General features: G+C 39.3%; 16 protein-coding genes. 11 read left to right on the plus strand and 5 right to left on the minus strand.

Annotated elements, in window-relative coordinates:
• Window positions 1-192: 192 nt before the first annotated feature.
• The 6 genes from murG (at window position 193) to BLR37_RS16830 (ending at window position 8,517) form a co-directional block, all read left to right on the plus strand.
• Window positions 193-1,296 carry an undecaprenyldiphospho-muramoylpentapeptide beta-N-acetylglucosaminyltransferase gene (gene murG, locus BLR37_RS16805; protein WP_090770549.1) on the plus strand — a complete coding sequence of 368 codons (1,104 nt, stop codon included), beginning with the start codon at window positions 193-195 and terminating at the stop codon, window positions 1,294-1,296.
• A 110-nt stretch (window positions 1,297-1,406) separates the two neighbouring features.
• Window positions 1,407-2,762, plus strand: a complete 1,356-nt coding sequence (gene murC / locus BLR37_RS16810; protein ID WP_090770551.1) for a UDP-N-acetylmuramate--L-alanine ligase — start codon at window positions 1,407-1,409, stop codon at window positions 2,760-2,762.
• Window positions 2,755-3,975, plus strand: a complete 1,221-nt coding sequence (locus BLR37_RS16815; RefSeq protein WP_090770553.1) for a cell division protein FtsQ/DivIB — start codon at window positions 2,755-2,757, stop codon at window positions 3,973-3,975. Before murC ends, BLR37_RS16815 begins: the two co-directional genes overlap by 8 nt.
• Window positions 3,976-3,980: 5 nt before the next feature.
• Window positions 3,981-5,339, plus strand: coding sequence for a cell division protein FtsA (gene ftsA / locus BLR37_RS16820; protein WP_039473398.1), 1,359 nt, complete (start codon window positions 3,981-3,983; stop codon window positions 5,337-5,339).
• A 130-nt stretch (window positions 5,340-5,469) separates the two neighbouring features.
• Entirely contained in the window at window positions 5,470-7,104 is a 1,635-nt protein-coding gene (gene ftsZ / locus BLR37_RS16825) for a cell division protein FtsZ (protein WP_090770701.1), read from the plus strand.
• A gap of 171 nt (window positions 7,105-7,275) precedes the next feature.
• The gene (locus tag BLR37_RS16830; RefSeq protein WP_090770555.1) at window positions 7,276-8,517 is read left to right on the plus strand and encodes an aminotransferase class I/II-fold pyridoxal phosphate-dependent enzyme; all 1,242 of its coding nucleotides are present in this window, start codon (window positions 7,276-7,278) and stop codon (window positions 8,515-8,517) included.
• Between the two features lie 69 nt (window positions 8,518-8,586).
• Here BLR37_RS16830 and BLR37_RS16835 read toward each other — a convergent pair whose 3' ends face one another.
• Window positions 8,587-9,402 (minus strand): alpha/beta fold hydrolase, encoded by an 816-nt coding sequence (locus tag BLR37_RS16835; RefSeq protein ID WP_090770557.1) that lies wholly within the window; start codon window positions 9,400-9,402, stop codon window positions 8,587-8,589.
• A gap of 701 nt (window positions 9,403-10,103) precedes the next feature.
• Here BLR37_RS16835 and BLR37_RS16845 point away from each other — a divergent pair.
• From BLR37_RS16845 to BLR37_RS16855, 3 genes are all read left to right on the plus strand, one after another.
• A complete protein-coding gene (locus BLR37_RS16845) occupies window positions 10,104-10,280 on the plus strand; it encodes a hypothetical protein (protein ID WP_010602932.1) in 177 nt (58 codons plus the stop codon).
• Between the two features lie 438 nt (window positions 10,281-10,718).
• Complete coding sequence (locus BLR37_RS16850) at window positions 10,719-11,630, plus strand: helix-turn-helix domain-containing protein (protein WP_167356632.1); 912 nt, start codon at window positions 10,719-10,721, stop codon at window positions 11,628-11,630.
• A 200-nt stretch (window positions 11,631-11,830) separates the two neighbouring features.
• Window positions 11,831-12,313: a GNAT family N-acetyltransferase gene (locus tag BLR37_RS16855; protein ID WP_090770561.1), complete on the plus strand. Its 483-nt coding sequence runs from the start codon at window positions 11,831-11,833 to the stop codon at window positions 12,311-12,313.
• Window positions 12,314-12,400: 87 nt separating this feature from the next.
• Here BLR37_RS16855 and dapA read toward each other — a convergent pair whose 3' ends face one another.
• From dapA to BLR37_RS16875, 4 genes are all read right to left on the minus strand, one after another.
• A complete protein-coding gene (gene dapA / locus BLR37_RS16860; RefSeq protein ID WP_090770704.1) occupies window positions 12,401-13,288 on the minus strand; it encodes a 4-hydroxy-tetrahydrodipicolinate synthase in 888 nt (295 codons plus the stop codon).
• Window positions 13,289-13,535: 247 nt separating this feature from the next.
• A complete protein-coding gene (gene ligA, locus BLR37_RS16865) occupies window positions 13,536-15,548 on the minus strand; it encodes an NAD-dependent DNA ligase LigA (protein ID WP_090770563.1) in 2,013 nt (670 codons plus the stop codon).
• A 29-nt stretch (window positions 15,549-15,577) separates the two neighbouring features.
• Window positions 15,578-17,080: a hypothetical protein gene (locus tag BLR37_RS16870; RefSeq protein ID WP_090770565.1), complete on the minus strand. Its 1,503-nt coding sequence runs from the start codon at window positions 17,078-17,080 to the stop codon at window positions 15,578-15,580.
• A gap of 54 nt (window positions 17,081-17,134) precedes the next feature.
• A complete protein-coding gene (locus BLR37_RS16875; RefSeq protein ID WP_090770567.1) occupies window positions 17,135-17,809 on the minus strand; it encodes an ACP phosphodiesterase in 675 nt (224 codons plus the stop codon).
• Between the two features lie 119 nt (window positions 17,810-17,928).
• Between BLR37_RS16875 and BLR37_RS16880 the strand changes: the two genes are divergently transcribed.
• Together BLR37_RS16880 and tyrS are read left to right on the plus strand one after the other, a co-directional pair.
• Window positions 17,929-19,221 carry a patatin-like phospholipase family protein gene (locus tag BLR37_RS16880; protein WP_090770569.1) on the plus strand — a complete coding sequence of 431 codons (1,293 nt, stop codon included), beginning with the start codon at window positions 17,929-17,931 and terminating at the stop codon, window positions 19,219-19,221.
• Between the two features lie 61 nt (window positions 19,222-19,282).
• Window positions 19,283-20,566: a tyrosine--tRNA ligase gene (gene tyrS, locus BLR37_RS16885; protein ID WP_090770571.1), complete on the plus strand. Its 1,284-nt coding sequence runs from the start codon at window positions 19,283-19,285 to the stop codon at window positions 20,564-20,566.
• The last annotated feature ends 385 nt before the right edge of the window (window positions 20,567-20,951 follow it).

Below are 20,951 nucleotides of genomic sequence, written 5' to 3' on the forward strand. Positions count from 1 at the left end.
AAGCAATCTGTTTAGCGAACAAAAGTTAAAATATACTTAGCGTGCTTTGCGAAAACTTTGTGCGCTTTGTGGTTAAAAATAAAACTCAGTGCCCTTTGTGAAAGCTCAGTGCACTCGGTGGTTAAAATATACTTAGCGTGCTTTGCGAAAAACTTTGCGCGCTTTGCGGTTAAAAATATGATTAAACAGTAAATGAATAATTCCCCAAAAATTATCATATCAGGTGGTGGCACCGGCGGGCACATTTTTCCCGCCGTAGCCATAGCCAATGCGCTCAAACGCTTGGTGCCCGCCTGTGAAATTTTGTTTGTGGGTGCAACAGGCCGGATGGAAATGGAAAAAGTTCCTGCGGCAGGATATAAAATAATTGGTTTAAACATTAGTGGGATGCAGCGGGGCTCGATTGTGAAAAATCTGGCGCTTCCATTTAAGGTAATCGGCAGCGTACGCAGGGCGATCCAAATCATTAATGATTTTAAACCTGATGCAGTAGTAGGGGTTGGTGGTTATGCTTCCGGACCTTTATTGTATGCCGCGTCGCTCAAAGGAATTCCATCCCTCATACAGGAACAGAATTCTTATGCCGGCGTTACCAATAAATGGTTGGGTAGAAAAGCGGCTAAAATTTGTGTTGCTTTTGATCACATGGACCAGTTTTTTCCTGCAGACAGGATTTTAAAAACCGGTAATCCTGTACGTCAGGAAGTGGTAGATATTAAAGGAAAACACCATGCCGGTGCCGAACTGCTAAAGCTCGATCCTTTAAAGAAAACCATTATGGTTACTGGTGGAAGTTTGGGGGCCGGTACACTGAATAAAGCAATTGAAAAACATTTGCCCGAAATTATTGCGCAGGATGTGCAGGTAATCTGGCAAACTGGTAAATATTACTACAAGGGGATTATTGAGCGGTTAGGGGAAGACTATCATCCTAATGTTCGGATCCTGGAGTTTTTAAATAAAATGGACCTGGCTTATGCCGCTGCAGATGTAATTATCTCGCGGGCTGGAGCCGGAACCATTGCTGAGCTTTGCCTCATTGCCAAACCGGTAATTCTGGTGCCTTCACCAAATGTGGCAGAAGATCATCAGACCAAAAATGCAATGGCCCTGGTAAAAAAAGGAGCTGCGATTTTAATTAACGATCGCGCTGCAGAAGATACCCTGGTTAAAGAGGCCTTAGCCTTGTTGAACAATAAAACACAAAGTGAGCAACTCTCGACAAACCTGGCTAAAATGGCATTGCCACAGGCAGATGAGATTATTGCCGGAGAAGTATTAAAGTTGATTGGATAAAAGATATGAAAAAATAGATGTGAGATATGAGAAATTAGATTTGAGATTGGGCATTACGTCGCAGTTCTCAAGTCTCATATCTCACATCTAGCATCTCAAATCTAATAAAAATGGAATTAAGTAAAATAAACAGGGTTTTCTTCGTGGGTATCGGTGGTATCGGTATGAGTGCGCTTGCCCGTTATTTTGCTAAACGCGGACAGGTGGTTTGTGGTTATGATAAAACCAGGACCAAGCTGACCGAAAAATTAGAGCAGGAAGGTATTTTAATTACCTACTTGGACGAAGCTGCTTCGCTGCCTTGTGCATTTTTGGATAATGAAGACGATACTTTAGTAGTTTACACACCAGCTATACCAAAAGATTCGAAGATTTTAAATCACTTCATTCATAAAGGTTTTAGCCTGAAAAAACGCTCAGAAGTATTGGGGATTATCAGTAAAGGTATGTTTTGCATTGCCGTAGCCGGTACTCATGGTAAAACAACCACTTCGTCAATTGTAGCACATATCTTAAAAGATACCGGCTACGATTGTACTGCCTTTCTAGGAGGTATTACCAGCAATTACAACAGTAATGTGCTTTTTGGCGATAATAATGTGGTGGTAGTAGAAGCCGATGAATACGATCGCTCTTTCCTTACATTACATCCAGATGTAGCTGTGGTAACCTCTATGGATGCCGATCATTTGGATATTTATGGTGATAAAAGCCACCTGGAAGAATCTTTCCGTCTTTTTGCTGCACAGTTAAAAGATGACGGAAAGCTTTACACGCATGCGGGGCTGCCGCTGGCTAATGGTATCAGTTATGCTGCCAGTGCTACTGCCAGCGCAAGGGCGGAAAACCTGAGGGTAGAGGGGGCGAAATTTGTGTTTGATTATGCCGATGACGCTCATAGCATAAAAGATATCAGCTTAATGCTGCCCGGAAAGCATAATGTAGAAAATACTACAGTAGCCATTGCAATTGCCCTGGCTTTGGGTATCGATGCTGATAAAGTGAAAAAGGCTGTTGCGAATTTTAAAGGGGTTAAACGCCGTTTCGAATATATTGTAAATAATGGCAGTCAGATCTATATCGATGATTATGCACATCATCCTGAAGAGCTGAAAGCCTGTTTTGATGCAGTAAGGCAACTTTATCCGGATAAAAAGTTAACGGTTGTTTTTCAGCCACATCTGTTTACCCGCACAAGAGATTTTGCTGATGAATTTGCAAAAGTTTTAAGCACAGCCGATGAATTGTTGCTGCTTGAAATTTATCCGGCCAGAGAATTGCCTTTGGAAGGTATAAATTCACAGTTTTTGCTCGATAAAATTACATTGAGTGATAAGAGAATATGTGGAAAAGATTTTGTGGTTCAGTATGTTAAGGACACAAAACCTGAATTAATTTTAACTGTAGGTGCCGGTGATATTGATACCATTATTGAACCTATAAAAAATACATTAAACAATGCTTAAACGAATAAACTGGAGCGCAATTTTTACTGGCTTCGCCTGGCTAATCAGTCTGGCAGGAGTGGTTGTGCTTTTGGGTTTTATCAACGTTAAAAAGCAAACCGTTAAATGTACCGATGTTAAAATTATTATCCCTGGTGCCGATAATTTTATTGAGCGCGAAGAAATTGATGAGATTTTAAAGCAGGATCAGGGGGTACTACTGGGTAGAAACCTAGAGAATATCAACATCCACCAGATAGAAAAGAAATTGCAGTCCAATCCTTACATCGGCTTTGCTAAGGTCTATGTAGATATGGATGGGGTATTGCACATTGAGGTAAAACAGCGCCAGCCAATTGTACGTATTCTAAATGAAAACGGGCAGGATTTTTACATCGATAACGATGGTTTGAAAATGCCTATTTCATCAAACTTTACAGCCAATGTTTTGGTGGCTACAGGGCACATTAGCGAAGTTTTTGGTAGCAGGGTAGATACTTTACACACGCAATTGGCGCGCGATTTGTATAAAACGGCGCAGTACATTAAAAAAGATACGCTCTGGGATTCGCAGATTGAGCAGATTGTAGTTGATCAGAAAAACGACATCACATTGATTCCAAGAGTGGGTAACCAGCGTATTATTTTGGGTAATGCCGATTCGCTTGAAAAGAAAATGAAGAACCTGCTGTTGTTCTATAAAAAGGCCATGCCGCAGGTAGGTTGGGATACTTATAAAACGATAAATATCAAGTACACCAATCAGATTGTATGCGAAAAAAGAGATTCGACAGAATTGGGTAAAAAAGGCAAAACTTTTTCTCTGGCCGATAGTTTGAGGATACAACGCAGTGTAGCCGATTCGCTGATCAGAAGTACAATTGGAGATGCAATGGATGACAGGCCTGAAGCGGATGAACCCGAAAAAGAAGAACCGAAAAAGGTAGTGCCAGCAAAACCAGAACCTAAAAAGCCGGAGCCGAAAAAAGTGGAACCTAAAAAGGTTGATGCCAAAAAAACGGAACCAGCTAAAAAAGAAGAAAAAAAGCCGGCAACAACGCAGGCAAGTAAACCGAAGGAAGTAAAACCAGCGGATAAAAAGGAAAAACCGAAGCAAACGGTAACAACACAGCCAAAGCCGGCAAAATCTGCGGCAGATTTAAAAAAACAGAGAGAGGCGAGAGAGAAAGAAATCAAAGCCCTGGAAAAATTGTATAAAACTCAGCAAAATTAACGAATATGGACAAGGCAAAATTTACCAGTCAGTCGCCCATTGTAGTAGGATTGGATATCGGTACTACAAAAATTTGTGTTATCGTTGGTCGTAGAACACAGCACGGTAAGATCGAGATCTTAGGGATAGGGAAAGCAGAATCGGCGGGAGTAACACGTGGAGTGGTTTCTAATATCCAAAAAACCGTACAGGGCATTGCTCAAGCAGTTGAAGTAGCAAGCGGACAATCCAATGTAGAAATACAGGTGGTAAATGTGGGTATTGCTGGTCAGCACATCAAAAGCTTACAGCACCGGGGGATTTTAACAAGAAGAGAACTAAACAACGAAATCGGCAAAAAAGATATCGATAAGCTAATCGACGATATGTTTAAGCTGGTAATGCCACCGGGTGAGGAGATCATCCATGTATTGCCGCAAGAATTTACCATCGATAACGAACCGGGTATCAAAGATCCGATTGGTATGGCAGGCGTGCGTCTGGAAGCCAACTTCCACATCATCTCCGGTCAGGTTACCGCAGTAAAAAATATTATTAAATGTGTAAACAATGCAGGGCTGCAAACTCAGGATTTAATTCTTGAGCCATTGGCTTCGTCTGAATCGGTGTTGAGCGAGGAAGAAAAAGAAGCTGGTATTGCCTTGGTTGATATTGGTGGTGGTACTACCGATATCGCTATTTTCCACGAAGGTATTATCCGTCATACTGCGGTGATCCCATTTGGTGGCAATAGTGTTACCGAAGATATCAGAGAAGGCTGTTCGGTAATGCGCAACCAGGCTGAGTTGTTGAAAACGCGTTTCGGTTCGGCACTGGCTGAGGAAAACAAAGAAAACGAAATCATTTGTGTTCCGGGACTACGTGGTCGCGAACCGAAAGAAATTTCGGTTAAAAACCTGGCTTATGTAATTCAGGCCCGTATGGAAGAAATCATCGAGCATGTTTACTACGAGATCAAATCTTCAGGTTACGAGAAAAAACTCATTGGTGGTATCGTAATTACAGGTGGTGGTGCTTTATTAAAACACTTATCGCAGGCGGTAGAATATGTAACCGGTTTAGATTGCCGTATTGGTTATCCAAATGAGCATTTATCTAAATACGAAGATATGCCTAAAGCCATTTACGACGATTTGAAAAGCCCGATGTATGCAACCAGTGTTGGCTTGTTGATTAAAGGAATCCAGAAAGCTGAAGAGCTGATTGAAGAAATGAAACAACCTGGTGTTTTTGTAGAGAAACCAAAAGCTGCAAAGGAAAAGGAAAAACGCGGACCTGGTTTGTTCGATAAATTATTGGCAAAAACAAGGACTTTCATTCAGGATGATATGAATGTGAGCGATGAAGATTACTTGAAAAGCTAATTATTTTTCAACAAAGAAAGAGTTTTCCACATTCTTAACACTTGTGGAAAACGTCTGTTGAAAAAGTGTTAATATTACATTGAGTAATGAACAGAATTTAAAAATTTTTAAACAACTGATTCATAAAGATATGCAGTTCGAAATGTTAAAAGATAAGTCTTCAATCATCAAGGTTATTGGTGTTGGAGGCGGTGGCGGCAACGCGGTGAACCATATGTACCTGTCGGGTATTACTGGTGTGGATTTTATTATTTGTAATACAGATGCCCAGGCTTTGGAATCTAGCCCTATCCCTAACAAGGTACAATTAGGTGCTAGTTTAACCGAAGGAATGGGAGCTGGTTCTATCCCGGAGGTTGGTAAAAACTCTGCAATAGAAAATATAGATGATATTAAGGCAATGTTGGGTAGTACCACTAAAATGCTTTTTATTACGGCAGGAATGGGTGGTGGTACCGGAACAGGTGCTTCGCCAATTATTGCTAAAGCTGCTAAAGAACTTGATATTTTAACCGTGGCTATTATTACCACGCCTTTTTCTTTCGAAGGGAAAAGACGTAGGTTGCAGGCCGACGAAGGGATGGAAGAACTGAAGAAATACGTAGATTCTTATCTCGTAATTTCTAACGACCGCCTGCGCGAGATTTTCGGAAACTTAACCTTAGGCTCAGCTTTCGGTCAGGCCGATGATATCTTAACCACTGCTGCCAAAGGTATTGCCGAAATCATTACTGTTCCAGGTTATATCAACGTGGATTTTAAAGATGTGCGTACGGTAATGAAAGATAGCGGTGTTGCTATTATGGGTAGCTTTGCTGCCGAAGGCGACGAGCGTGCATTACAAGCGGTAGAAGGTGCTTTGGCTTCTCCATTATTAAAAGATAACGAAATTGAAGGTGCACGTTATATTCTGTTGAATATCAGCTCTGGTTTACGTGAAGTAACCATGGATGAGGTTTCGATCATTACCGATTACATCCAGGAAAAAGCAGGTTTATCTGCCGATTTAATCTGGGGTAACTGTACCGACGAATCTTTGAGCGATAAGCTTTCTGTAACCATTATTGCCACAGGTTTCCAAACTTCAGAAGAACGCGTTTACGAAGAAAAAAATAAAAAGAAAATATCACTGTTAACACCAGAAGAAGCGCCACTAGTTCGTCCCGTTGAACCAGTAAATTCTTTTATCCAGCCTAAAGCTGCTCCATCATACGAGCCGGTTTTAAAAGCTAAAGAAGAGATTTCGCAAGTAGATCTGTTTGGTGGTATGTTCAATAAGCCCGAGACTCAGAAAGTTCAGGAGCCTGAAAATAATATCGTTCGTCATACATTGATCGAGGAAGAACCTCGTGGTGTGGAAGAACCTCAGGAAACTGGTTTCGAATTTGAAGTGAAACTGGCAGAAACCAATTTCGTTTTCGAAACCCCGGTTGCAGAAGTGGCTCAAATGCATGTACCTGAGCCAGAACCAGAAATGCCGGTTGTTGGTTTAGACGATGATAAGAGCGACGAATCGATGGAAGAGCAATTGAAAAAATCAAAAGAACGTATTTTACGTTTAAAAGATTTGAGCATGAAATTGCGTACTACCAATGGTTTACAGGAACTGGAAAACGAACCAGCTTACAAACGCAAACAAATGCAGTTACAGCAGGTTCAGCATTCATCAGAATCGCAGGTTAGCCGTTTTACGCTAAGCAACGATCAGGATGGAGGTACAGAAATCAGACCGAACAATTCTTTTCTGCACGACAACGTTGACTAAATCGACCCGAAATAATACCTTTAAAAGCCCCGAAATAAAAACCGGGGCTTTTTTGGCATAAAATTAGCAAGGTGAAAATGTTAATTGACAGCCAGCGGATGAATACGGTTGATTTTAAGCTGAATAAAGCGTAAATTCGCAGAATTTTATAATAAAAAAACAGGTAATACATTGGATATATTTGATAAAATAGCAAAACACATGGGGCCAATTGGCCAACACCAGAAATGGTCTCATGGGTACTTCTCGTTTCCAAAATTAGAGGGAGAAATTGCACCACACATGCAGTTTAAAGGAAAAGAGCATTTGGTTTGGAGCTTAAACAATTATTTAGGTTTGGCCAATCACCCCGAAGTAAGAAAGGCAGATGAAGAGGCGGCAGCGCAGTACGGTATGGCTTACCCTATGGGTGCCCGTATGATGAGCGGTAACTCTAAGTTTCACGAGCAGTTAGAGCAGGAATTGGCTGCATTTGTAGGAAAGCCTGATGCATTTTTATTAAATTATGGTTATCAGGGTATGGTATCGATTATCGATACGCTTGTTGATCGTAACGATGTTATTGTTTACGATGCCGAATCGCATGCTTGTATTATCGATGGTTTACGTTTGCACATGGGCAAACGTTTTGTATACAAACACAATGATATCGAGAGTGCCCGTAAACAATTAGAGCGCGCTACCAAATTAACACAAGAATCTGGTGGTGGTATTTTGTTAATTACCGAAGGTGTTTTCGGTATGAGCGGCGCTCAGGGAAAACTGAAAGAAATTGTTGATCTTAAAAAAGAATTCGAATTCCGTATCCTGGTTGATGATGCACATGGTTTTGGTACCATGGGTAAAACAGGTGCGGGCACACACGAAGCTCAGGATTGTATCGATGGGATTGATGTGTATTTCGGTACTTTCGCGAAATCCATGGCAGGTATCGGTGCTTTCGTGGCTTCTACCGAAGAAATTACCAATTTCTTAAGGTATAACATGCGTTCGCAAACTTTTGCCAAAGCTTTACCAATGCCAATGGTAATCGGTTTGTTAAAACGTTTAGAATTATTGAAAAGCCGTCCGGAGTTAAAAGATAAACTTTGGGAAATCGCCATGACCTTGCAAAAAGGTTTACGTGAGCGTGGTTTCGATTTAGGCGTTACCGATTCGGTAGTTACTCCTGTTTTCCTAAAAGGAGAGCTTTCTGATGCGACTGCACTTACTTTCGATTTACGCGAAAATTATGGTATATTCTGTTCAATCGTAGTGTATCCGGTAATTCCTAAAGGAATGATCGAATTGCGTTTAATCCCTACAGCTGTACATACTTTAGAAGATGTACAACGTACTTTAGATGCATTTAGTGAAGTAGCTGAGAAATTAGAAAACGGTTATTACAAAGAAAACCAATTTGCTACTGCATAAGCGGCAAATTAATCATAAAAAAACCGGTTATTGATAAAAAAATAACCGGTTTTTGTTTTTAAAGGCCTTTTAAGATTTAATAAAAGCTAAAATATCTTGATTAATGGTTTCAGCTTCTGTAGTTGGCATGCCATGCGGAAAGCCTGGATAAGCAATCAGTTTACCGTTTTGTAATAACGCTACAGCTTTAGGTGCCTGGTGGAAAGGAACAATTTGATCGTCTTCGCCATGAAGCACCAATACTGGTACTGTGATGCTTTTAAGATCTTCAGTTAAATCAGTCTCAGAAAAGGCTTTAATGCCTTCGTAGTGCGCTTTAACCGAACCCATCATGCCCTGACGCCACCAGTTGTTTTTAACGCCTGCATCCGCTTTGACACCTTCGCGGTTGTAACCATAAAACGCATCTGTAAAATCGTGGTAATATTGTGCCCTGTTAAAACCAGTACCCTGACGTATTCCATCAAAAACAGCCAAAGGTACTCCTTCAGGGTTTTGTTCACTTTGGATCATAATTGGGGTAATGGCACTGATTAATACCGCTTTTGCTACACGATCGCCATTTTTTGCTACGTATCTGGCTACTTCACCACCACCGGTAGAATGGCCAATGTGTATCGCATCTCTTAAATCTAATGCTGCAGTTAACTCTGCAACATCTGCCGCATAGGTTTCAATGTTGTGTCCTTCAGAAACCTGGCTCGAACGGCCATGTCCCCTGCGGTCGTGCGCAATTACACGGTAGCCCTGGTTAACAAAAAACATCATCTGGGTATCCCAGTCATCTCCCGATAATGGCCATCCGTGGTGGAAAACAATTGGCTGTCCTGTACCCCAATCTTTATAATAGATTTCGGTTCCGTCTTTTACTTTAATAGTACTCATAGCTGTAAATAAATTTTATGATTTGTTTGTAGGGCGTCTGCTGCAATTTACATCATAAGCTTTAATTAATTGTTAACGCTTTGTTTGTTTATGCATTTGTTTAAAGATTTTATTGGATCATTAGTTCATTGGTTATTGCTCATTGGTTCATTGATCATTGGTTATTGTTCACTGGTTATAGTTCATTGGTTATTGCTCATTGGTTCATTGGGCATTAGTTCATTGGTTATTATTCATTGGTCATTGGTTATTGTTCATTGGTTATTGTTCATTGGTTCATTGATACATTGGTCATTGGTTCATTGGTCATTCGTTATTGTTCGTAATCCAACTGAAAACTATTAACTGATAACTGTTAATTGATAACTATCAACTGAAAACTGATCATTTCATTACTCATTCATTATTGCTCCATTGCTCCCCCTCATTCATGATGTTTATGTATGAATAAAATTACATATAGCCGTTTTAGGCCGTTTTTAAGAGATGTTTTTGTTTTTATGTTTGTATTTTGTTGATATACAGCTATTTGTTTTATTTTTTTAATATTAGAGATGTTTATAATTATCGTTAATGTGGAAAAAAAAGGCCTTTAATGGGCTTTTTTTATCGAGGCAAAAGTTTTTTTATTACACTAAACCGTTTAAATTAGAGTTAGATAATTAAAAATCAAACCTTTAAAATTATAGGAGCCATAAAAAATGAAAAAATTCGAAGAAGTAAAAAGTTTAGTGGCAGCTTTAGAAGCTGATGCAGACAAGTTTTATAACAAAGGCAACAGCGCAGCCGGAACCCGTGTACGTAAAGGTATGCAAGATTTAAAAAACCTGGCCCAGGCTATTCGTTTAGAAGTACAGGATACCAAAAACAAAGCCTAAGCCCTCAAAATATTTAAACAAAGGTCTCTTGAAATTTTCAGAGGCCTTTGTTATTTTAAGTACTATTATCATACGATGAATGTGCTCCTGTTTTTCTCTCTCTGTAAAAATAATAAGACGATTTAATAAGCTTTATGCTATTCTGCTGTTAAGTCTCATTTGTTTTTTATTTTTACGTTCATTAAAAATTTCTTTACAAGCTGGCCGTTGATCGCATAAAGACTTGACTATTCCCCGTTTTTTGCCGTAATACCGGGTATTTACTTAAGAAATAATCTCTTCTGCTTACAAGCTGAAGAAAAAATCTAATCAATATTGTTGTTGTGAGTTAATTTAGGCTGATATGGATAATACACCAGTAATTCAGGATATAAGATGTCGGGATATTTAAAATACAATCGTTCAAATCAGGCAGATATTAATCACATACTTAAGATTATGTCGGTTGTATACCCTATCAGTAATGGGTTGGTTAAAGAGCTTGAAGCACATATACTTTCATTAAGCATTAAAAAAGACCAGATTCTTTTTAACGAAAATGAAGTGTGTGAATATATCTATTTTATTAAGAAAGGTGCATTAATGGGATGCAGTACTCATAAAAAGCAACAGATTACCACTTATATATCTATCGAAAACGAATTTGTAAGTTCGATATCGGGATTACACGGCTTAGCCCATTCTCAGGAATATGTTGTAGCTGTTGAAGATACCGATTTGCTTGCCCTGCACAACCAGGAAATAAACAGGTTGTTTCTGCAGTATTTCGAACTGAATTATATCTTTAGGGTAATTTTAGAGAAATATTACAAACATGCACAGCAGCGCGCGCATATTATACGCGTAGGGAATGCCAAAGAACGGTACGAGTATTTTGCCCAAACCAATCCGGGTTATTTAGATCGTTTACCGTCCGAACTGATTGCCTCTTTACTCAATGTAAAACCCTCTACATTATTGAGTGTAAAGAAAGATTTCGCCGCACAGGAAGAGCAAAATAAAGAACTCGACATGTGGGAGGAAAAGTTAAGCGCCCATATGGAAACGTACCAGTCTTTCAGAGATAAGGGCCTCAGATTGCAATCCTTAGCGAAGGAGATAGGATTGAGTAGCCATAAACTCTCAATTGTGCTCAACAGTTATCTAAACAAAAGCTTTATCGATTACATCAATCAATATCGCATCAACTGGATTAAAGAAAGTCTTCGCAGCCCCGAAATTGTTCAAAATTTTACCTTAGAAGCACTGGCTTACAGTGCAGGCTTTTCGTCGAGAAGTGCCTTTTACAACGCTTTTAAAAAGCTTGTAGGTATGAGCCCGGTTGAATATACCAAAAACTGCTGTAAATAAAAGCGTTATCATAACGTTTTTGTTACGAACATACACTTTCGTGCAACTTTTTCAGATATACTTGTGTTGATTTATAATACAGGACAAACTTGTTTTCTTAAACAGATATAAAAGATACTGTTTTGGGTACTTTTGTAGTATAAACAAGATAGACTATAGGGTATATGGGTTATTTTTTTAACTCAAAATTTGATTAAACTATGATAAGAGCAATGCGTGCAACGGATTGGGATGAGGTGAGTAGAATTTATCAGGAAGGAATCGAAACCGGTATGGCAAGTTTTAGAACTCCGGATTTGTCATGGAAAGACTGGGACTCATCGCACAGTAAAGTATGTAGGTTTGTAGCCTGCAAGGATAATGAAATTATAGGCTGGATTGCTTTATTGCCTGTATCAGCTAAATATGACAGGGTAGGCGTTGCCGAAATAGAAGTTTATGTAAAGCAGGAGCATAAGGATAAAGGCATTGGTTTTTTGCTGTTGGATACCTTAATTAAAGAAAGTGAAAAAGTTGGCGTTTGGATGCTGCAGGCTGGAATTTTTCTGCAAAATGCAGCTGTATTAAAAATTCACGAAAAAGCTGGTTTCAGGGTAGTTGGTTATCGGGAAAAGATTGGTAAAGTAAATGGGGTATGGCAGGATAATTTGCTCATGGAACGCAGAAATAGGTTAATTGCTTAAAACGAAAAAATCCCTTTGAATTTAAAGCTCAAAGGGATTTTTTCGTTATATACTTGCCAGCGGATTTTCATCCCCAGGCAGTTCTTTTTAAGCTACAACACTTAACTTTTCGATTTCTTTAACAATCAACTGTTCAAGTTGTGCAGAAGCTTTAATTAATGGCAATCTAACGGTATCGCCACAAACACCTATATGTTTTAATGCAGCTTTAATACCTGCGGGATTTCCTTCTGCAAAAGCCAGGCGGGTAAACTCAATCAGGTTTAAATGAGCAGGTGTAGCACCTTTAAAATCGCCGGCTAAACATTGGTCTACCATATCAGATAACTGCTTAGGTAGCGCATTTCCGATTACCGAAATAATACCCGATGCACCCATGGCGATCATAGGTAAGGTAATCGGGTCATCGCCAGAGATTAAAAGAAAATCTGCTGGTTTATCTCGCATAATCTGATTGAATTGATCAAAACTGCCCGAAGCTTCTTTTGTTGCAATGATATTTTTGAAATCGTGTGCCAGTCTGCAGGTAGTTTCAGGACTCATGTTGCTCATGGTGCGTCCAGGAACGTTGTATAAAATCAAATCTAAAGGAGATACTTCAGCCAAATGTTTGTAATGCTGGTAAATACCTTCCTGTGTAGGTTTGTTGTAATAAGGACTAACCGATAAAATAGCACTATAGCCAGCTATATCGAAAGCTTTCATTTCTTCGGCTACAGCTAAAGTATTATTGCCACCAATTCCGGCAACTAAAGGTAATCTGTTATTGTTAATTTCAGCAGTATAGGCCCACACCTTCTTCTTCTCGTCCTTGGTCATAGTGGCTGTTTCGCCGGTTGTACCTAAAGAAACGAGGTAATCTATCCCTCCGTCTATCAAATGATTAATCAGGTTTTTTAAACCATTATAATCAACTGATCCATCTGTGTTGAAAGGTGTAACCAACGCTACACCAGTACCCTGAAATTTGTTCATTATATAATTTACTTTTTTGTTTTTACCACGGAACCACAAAGGTAGCGAGGTTTTATTCTTTTGTTATAAGTTATTTTTTATAACACGTTTTTTTACCACCAAGTCGCAAAGACACGAAGATTTTATTTATTATAAATAGCCGTTTATAACCCTTTTTATGCCGCCCTTTATTTTTTTAAGTTAATTTTAAGCAGTTAGGATGTTTGTTTAAAGAACTTTGTGTTCTTAGTGCCTTTCTGGTTAACTATTATTTTATCATTTCTAAAAGTTCTGCGTCGCTGATGATGGGCACATTGAGCTTATTGGCTTTTTCCAGTTTCGATGGCCCCATATTGTCGCCCGCTACCAGATAATTTAATTTGCCCGAAATACCACTTAAAATCTTGCCTCCATTGGCTTCAATCATATCTTTTAGCTCATCGCGGCTATAGTTTTCAAAAACGCCCGAAATTACGAATGTTTTTCCAATAAGTCGGTCACTATCAAGCGTAATTACTTTTTCTTCAATTTCAAACTGCAATCCGGCTAATTTTAATAATTCTACCTGCTGTAAATGCTCCGATTTTCCAAAATACTCAACAATACTCTCTGCAATTCGCTGTCCGATTTCATCAATGGCAATCAATTCCTCTACAGTAGCTTTCGATAGGTTATCGATATTTTTAACACCGGCAGCTAGTTTTTTAGCTACGGTTTCGCCCACATAACGGATGCCGAGGCCAAAAAGTACTTTTTCGAAAGGCATTTCTTTTGATTTTTCAATACCTGCAATCATATTGTCGATAGAACGCTCACCAAAACGATCGAGGGTTTTAAGCTGATCGGATTTTTGATAAAGCGTATATAAGTCGCTGATGTGGTTTACCAGGCCGTTTTTGTAAAAGGTTTCAATGGTTTCATCTCCCAGGCCATCAATATTCATCGCTTTGCGCGAGATGAAATGTTGTATTTTTCCTACAATCTGCGGCGGACAACCTTCATCGTTAGGGCAGTAATGTACCGCTTCGCCTTCTTTTCTAATGAGCTCGGTGCCACACTCAGGGCAGTTTTGCAGATAATTTACCTTAACGGCATCTGGTAAGCGTTTATCCAGGTTAACCTTAATAATCTTCGGGATAATTTCGCCACCTTTTTCTACAAATACAGTATCGCCCAGATGCAGGTCTAAACGTTCAATCTCATTGGCGTTATGCAAAGTAGCGCGTTTAACCGTTGTGCCTGCCAGTAAAACCGGCGTTAAATTGGCTACAGGGGTTACAGCTCCGGTTCTGCCTACCTGATAGGTTACTTTTTCTAAAATCGTTTCAACTTCGGCAGCTTTGTATTTGTAAGAAATAGCCCAACGTGGCGATTTGGCTGTAAAGCCAAGCTCCTGTTGCTGTGCAAAACTGTTCACCTTAATTACAATGCCATCTATATCGTAGCTGAGTTTAAAGCGTTCTTCTTCCCAATGATGAATAAAATCGAGCACAGCATCAATATTGGAAACCAATCTGTTGTGTTCGCAAACATGAAAACCCCATTCTTTTACCGCATTCAGGCTATCCCAATGGTTTTTATATTCGTTTTTATCGGTGTATAAAAAGTAGATAAAACCATCTAATGGACGTTTAGCCACTTCTTTGCTGTCTTGCATTTTTATGGTGCCCGAAGCAAAATTGCGCGGGTTGGCATAAGGGATTTCGCCCAGTTCTTCGCGCGCAGCATTTAAACGTAAAAAAGCTGCTTTGTGCATAAAAATTTCACCACGTATTTCGAAATGTTCGGGTGATACAGCCGATTTAAGCTGGTGCGGGATAGTGTGGATTGTTTTAACGTTAGCCGTTACATCGTCTCCTTTGGTGCCATCGCCACGGGTAACTGCTCTTACCAGTTTGCCGTTTTCGTAAGTAAGACTGATGGATAAACCATCAAATTTTAGCTCGCAAACGTATTCGAAATTATCGCCGATGGCTTTACGGATCCGCTCGTCAAAATCGCGCAGATCTTGCTCATTATACGTATTACCCAGCGAAAGCATGGGGTATTTATGGTTAACGGTAACAAAATTTTTGGTCACATCGCCGCCAACACGTTGGGTAGGAGAGTTTGGGTCGGCAAACTCGGGGTTTGCTTGTTCAAGCTCCTGAAGGTGTTTTAATTTTTTGTCAAACTCGTAATCGCCAATGGTAGGCATGGCCAGTACGTAGTAATTATAATTGTGCTGGTTGAGCTCGGCAACCAGGGCATCCATTTCTTCTTGTATCGCTGTTAAGGGCATTTACAAATATAAAAAAAGGTGAAGAGTGATTAATATTTTAGTTGCAATAACTGTAAATCTACTTTGTTACTAAAAATGCCCCTACGCTCAACGAAAGGAATAACAAAACTATCATTTAACCAACTGATGTACTCAGTATTGGCATAATAAGAATTTTTAATATCATCCTTACTAATCATATTTATCTTGTTAATTTTCCCCGATTCCAGATCCATTTCAGCATACATTGTAGCAACTGCAGTAAAACCATCAGTTTGGTTGGCCAAGATGCGAAGGGTATTCTTTGCCAGATTGAACGATACTTCTGACCCTTCGCCCATGCTGGTGCTTGCATAATCGCGGGGAATAAATTGATGATATAGCGGTTTCATCTGCTGATCAAATGCATTAATCAAAACTGAGCCTTCTGATGTGATCGAACCATGACTACTGCTGATAACAGATCTAGGAGAAATAGTTACTAGTAATTTGTTGTTGTATTCTGCGATGTGTCTGATATTCATAAATTTACTATCAGAGAAAGCCAGGTCATCAAATTTCTTGCTTACAGGTACGAAAGATTTCTGTAATTCTTTAATATGAGCTTTATCAAACACTTCTTTATTGTAGGTGTAGGTGCCATCGTTAAAATCGATCCTAGCGGTTAATAAGGAACGCTCTTTATTCATGTTCTTATAAAATATAGCAATGTAATTTATCAGTGGTGTTTTACTGCTGGCAAAACTTATCGAGGATACTTCCTCCTGATTGAAAGCATCAATGGGAATGCTTACTGTTTTTAACGGAGTGGGGTTGCTGCTTAAATAAGTTGCCACATGACATTTTCCTTTTGTGGCATCTACCGTACTGATAATAAAGCTACCATCATCACCACAAGATGCTTTCCAGCTATCTCCGTCTGGCATTTCTGGTTCCATTTTTTGTACTTGCTCAAGTTTTTCATTAAAATCTATTACTGTATAACTTTGCGATTCATTAAAATCTTTATCTACTTTAAGGGCCGTTAAAAAGCCAACTATTGGTAGGCCAACATGCACTTTGCGTTTTAGACCGGTTAGTCTTGAAGCCATTTTAAAATAAGAACCATCATTTGAAAAAAAGAACTCGGGAGCTTCTACAAAATCTTTACTTCCATCGTAAATCAACTTTTGAGAGAATATTTTGCCGGTTTTTTCTTCTAAAAGGTAGGCATTAAACTGGTTGGTAAAGCTTTTGAAATAGCTATGATCTGTGGCAGCGATAACCATAATCTTATCTTTAAACTTCCCAATGGCCATCGGAAATCCGGAAAGCTCAGTAAGCCACTTTTGATTTAGCTTATCGTCAACTGTAACCACTGCGAAGTCGGCTTTTGGAACATCAATAATCATAGCAAAGGCATTGCCCGAAAGATCTAGTTTTGATCCGTATCGGCTATCGAAAGAGGTTCTGAAGTTCCAGGCTGGTTTTTTGATAACATTTATTTGGGTTTGCGCAAGTGCATTAAAATTTAGCGCACAAAGAACCAGGGCGAGTTTTAAAATAGATTTCATTAAGTTTGTTTGGGGTTAAGATTAATTTGTTATTGGCAATAAAGATAACAAATGTTAAATCAGTTTAATTTCTATTTCCTGGTAAATTGTAATGAAGTCTTTTTCCAACAAGGATTTAAAAACCACCAGTTCAAAAGTAAGCTCCTGTAGCTGCTTTTCGTTTAAGGTTTCTGGCCATAAACGCATGCAAATCCGGTTTAGGGCATAACTGATATTGTCTAGTTTTTGATAGCTCAGCAAGTACTTACTGCTAATAAAACCTTCCAGAAATTTAAAAAATAAGGTTTGGTCTTTTAAACCGCAATGTTCGAGAAAGTTGGTTAGCGAATTTTTTTTAACTGCACTCAAATGGTCGTAAAAATGATTTACCTGAATCAGGTTGTGTTCAATCAGCAAATGATCGAGCAATAATTCCAGGCCAATATGTGCCAAAAAGGAGGGGCGGATGGGGGTATTTTCTACAATGGGTTTAATCAGCTGTTTCAGGATGGCTGTTTTTTCAAAAAAGAAAGCAGAAGAGTGGAAATACAAATCGACTTCTAAATGCCTTTTCCATCCCTTAAGCAGGCTTTCCTCATCTGGATTACCCTTAAAAAGAAATTCATTTTTCTGAGGATACAGGTTGGCATCCTTAAGGGCATTTTTAATTAAATCGGGTAAAACCGTTCCCATTACCACATTGGCATCCTGATTAGACCTGTCGAAATAGTAATGGGATAAAAAGTTCATATTGCAAGGTAATATTTTCTGGCCTGTTGTAAAACCCGAATTGGAAATATTGACTCCAAAACCATATTGTTTTGCAGCTTTATTATGCCTAGCTTTAAGTAATCTTAAACTGATGCATCATGCCTAATGCTAAAACTTACAGGATCCTATCGCTCGATGGCGGTGGTTCCTGGGCACTTATCCAGGTGAAATGTTTGCGTAAGCTGTTCGCCGAAACTTTTAACAATCCCGATCCTACCGGACATGAAGTTTTAGCTGAATTTGATCTGGTATCGGCCAATAGCGGTGGCAGTTTGGTAGCAGCAGCAATGGCCGAGAACCTGCGGCTTTCTGAAATTGAAAAGATCTTTGATGATGCAAAACTCAGGAATAAGGTATTTTCGAGGTTAAGTTTTTTTGAAAAAAGTTTATTATCCAGCATAGCCAGGATATTCAAAATCGGGGCGAAATATGCCACTAAACGAAAGCACCTCGCCTTAAAGGAAATTTTACCCGGAATTGCCAAAATCGATATGATGGATATCCCGGCGCATATTGCATCAAATGGAGCCATTAAAACCCAGTTTTTGATTATTGGATATGATTATTACCGCAACAGGGCAGAACTTTTCAGGTCTGATTGCGATAGTATGGCTGCGACATCAGTTATTGAGCGTAAACTGAAAAAGCTGCCTGCTCAGCCTGCAAGTCCTTCTGATTGTATGGTAACATTGGTTGATGCCATTCATGCCTCAAGTACTGCGCCGGTTAATTATTTTAATGAACCAGCTACATTTTTGGTTAACAATAAGCCCAAATACTATTGGGATGGTGGCGTTACAGGCAATAATAACCCGGTTTTAGTTGCCGTTACTGAAGCGATTTGTAACCGCGAGCAATATGAGATTGAACAGGTTCAGGTACTTTCTATAGGGACGGGATCGGTTTCGCAATTGCAGTATGATGAGGAAATCCCGGTAAAATACGATGAACTTAAAGCGAAGCACGAATCGCCAGGCCTGATTAAAGATATCCAAAAAATGGGTACAAGTATTTTAAACGATCCGCCAGATACGGCTGCTTTTGTGGCTTATATGATTCTGAACCCGTCTATGCCTGCACAGCCGGTTGATTTTATCCGCATGAATCCAGCTCTAAGACCAGTGTTGATTGACGATGCAGCCGGTAAACATTGGGATTTGCCTGCAGGTATTAATCAAGATGAATATGCAACGCTTAATGCAATGGATATGGATGCGGTTGCAGATGATGAAGTTGCTCTGATTAAAAAGCTTTGTGAGAACTGGTTAAATGGGCAAGGCGTACCAAATCAATCTATTCGTAGCAATTCCAGCCTCAACTGCCTTATTGGTCATGCAAATTTTGAGACCGCAAAGGCCGATTTTAAGAACTGGTTTACCAAAACCAACTAATTTGCTTTAAACTAAGCTAAAATTTTATCTTTGCACGCACAATTATTAAAGTGTTTGTACAATGACGAATTTTGTTGAAGAGTTAAGGTGGCGTGGCATGCTACATGATATTATGCCGAATACTGAAGAAAAGTTAAACGAAGGTATGACTTCTGGTTATATCGGTTTTGACCCTACTGCAGATTCATTGCATGTTGGTCACCTGACGCAAATCATGACCCTTATCCATTTTCAGAACGCCGGCCATAAGCCTTTTGCTTTGGTGGGTGGCGCTACGGGTATGGTTGGCGATCCATCAGGAAAATCTGACGAGCGTAATCTTCAAACGCCTGAAATGATTGAGCATAACCTGAAGGGAATGAAAAAGCAACTGGCTAAATTCCTGAAGTTTGAAGAAGGCGGCAATGGAGCAGTAATGGTTAATAATGCCGATTGGTTTAAAGATATGAACCTTTTTACCTTTATCAGAGATGTTGGTAAACACATTACCGTAAACTACATGATGGCCAAAGACAGCGTTAAACGCCGTTTGGAAGGTGATTCCGGTTTATCCTTTACCGAATTCTGTTACCAGTTGATACAAGGGTATGATTTTTACCATTTATGGAAAAACGAAAACTGCCTGGTACAAATGGGTGGATCAGATCAGTGGGGAAATATTGTTACTGGTACCGAGTTAATTAGAAGAAAAGATCAGGGAACAGCCTACGCCATTACCACCCAATTGATTAAAAAAGCTGATGGTACTAAGTTCGGTAAAACCGAGAGTGGTGCCGTTTGGTTAGATCCGGAAAAAACTTCTCCATATAAATTTTACCAGTTTTGGTTAAAATCATCTGACGATGATGTGAAGAAATGGATCCGTATTTTTACGCTTAAGACCCAGGCCGAAATTGAAGCATTGGAAAAAGAACACGATGCGGCACCGCACCTGCGTATTTTACAAAAAGCTTTGGCAGAAGAAATTACCATTAAAACACACTCTGTAGAAGCTTTAGAAACAGCTATAAAAACCACTGAATTTTTATTTAATGGGACTTTGGAATTTTTGAATACACTCTCGGATAATCACGTTCTAGAAATGTTTGAAGGTATTCCTCAGCTTACAATTTCGCAAGCTGAACTAGCCGCTGGAATTGATGCTGCCACTTTACTTACAGAAAAGGCTTCCGTTTTTCCATCAAAGGGCGAAGCAAAAAAAATGATCCAGGGTGGTGGAGTTTCTGTAAATAAAGAAAAGGTTACTGATGCCGCCCAAGTATTTAATGCTGAAAACCTCATTAACAATAAATTTATTGTAGTTCAGAAAGGAAAGAAAAACTATTTCCTTTTAATTGCAGAATAAGAGAGGAACAAGAAAGCCGCTTTTAAAGTGGCTTTCTTGTTTATGGTATTACCTGGTTACGTAAAACTTATTAAAGCATTTATAACACTTGTAGCGTTTAACCGATACCCATGGCATAAGTGTTTTAAAGAGAAAACCTCGCGGCACTCTGTATGTCTCGAAATTTTTGCATTTCGGACATGGCGGACAGCCTGTAACAACAGTTTGGTCCTTGGTTGATGTCATGATATTATAGTTTGTTTGGGATTAATCAAACTTACACAATATCCTGATCGCGAATACCATTAATAAACGACCATTTTGTTCATTTAATCGACTAATTATGGTCGGTTTTTATTCTTTCACGCATCCTGGGCATAAAAAAGCGCGATTTCTAATTTATAAG

It is taken from the genome of Pedobacter soli (assembly GCF_900101435.1).
Taxonomy (GTDB): domain Bacteria; phylum Bacteroidota; class Bacteroidia; order Sphingobacteriales; family Sphingobacteriaceae; genus Pedobacter; species Pedobacter soli.

What these genes read in the sequence shown, in the direction of transcription:
- BLR37_RS16870 (WP_090770565.1), bottom strand. Translation starts at nt 17,080, where the DNA reads ATGAAATCTATTTTAAAACTCGCCCTGGTTCTTTGTGCGCTAAATTTT.
- BLR37_RS16850 (WP_167356632.1), top strand. Translation starts at nt 10,719, where the DNA reads ATGTCGGTTGTATACCCTATCAGTAATGGGTTGGTTAAAGAGCTTGAA.
- BLR37_RS16815 (WP_090770553.1), top strand. Translation starts at nt 2,755, where the DNA reads ATGCTTAAACGAATAAACTGGAGCGCAATTTTTACTGGCTTCGCCTGG.
- ftsA (WP_039473398.1), top strand. Translation starts at nt 3,981, where the DNA reads ATGGACAAGGCAAAATTTACCAGTCAGTCGCCCATTGTAGTAGGATTG.
- dapA (WP_090770704.1), bottom strand. Translation starts at nt 13,288, where the DNA reads ATGAACAAATTTCAGGGTACTGGTGTAGCGTTGGTTACACCTTTCAAC.
- ligA (WP_090770563.1), bottom strand. Translation starts at nt 15,548, where the DNA reads ATGCCCTTAACAGCGATACAAGAAGAAATGGATGCCCTGGTTGCCGAG.
- tyrS (WP_090770571.1), top strand. Translation starts at nt 19,283, where the DNA reads ATGACGAATTTTGTTGAAGAGTTAAGGTGGCGTGGCATGCTACATGAT.
- BLR37_RS16880 (WP_090770569.1), top strand. Translation starts at nt 17,929, where the DNA reads ATGCCTAATGCTAAAACTTACAGGATCCTATCGCTCGATGGCGGTGGT.
- BLR37_RS16845 (WP_010602932.1), top strand. Translation starts at nt 10,104, where the DNA reads ATGAAAAAATTCGAAGAAGTAAAAAGTTTAGTGGCAGCTTTAGAAGCT.
- ftsZ (WP_090770701.1), top strand. Translation starts at nt 5,470, where the DNA reads ATGCAGTTCGAAATGTTAAAAGATAAGTCTTCAATCATCAAGGTTATT.
- BLR37_RS16835 (WP_090770557.1), bottom strand. Translation starts at nt 9,402, where the DNA reads ATGAGTACTATTAAAGTAAAAGACGGAACCGAAATCTATTATAAAGAT.
- murC (WP_090770551.1), top strand. Translation starts at nt 1,407, where the DNA reads ATGGAATTAAGTAAAATAAACAGGGTTTTCTTCGTGGGTATCGGTGGT.
- BLR37_RS16875 (WP_090770567.1), bottom strand. Translation starts at nt 17,809, where the DNA reads ATGAACTTTTTATCCCATTACTATTTCGACAGGTCTAATCAGGATGCC.
- murG (WP_090770549.1), top strand. Translation starts at nt 193, where the DNA reads ATGAATAATTCCCCAAAAATTATCATATCAGGTGGTGGCACCGGCGGG.
- BLR37_RS16855 (WP_090770561.1), top strand. Translation starts at nt 11,831, where the DNA reads ATGATAAGAGCAATGCGTGCAACGGATTGGGATGAGGTGAGTAGAATT.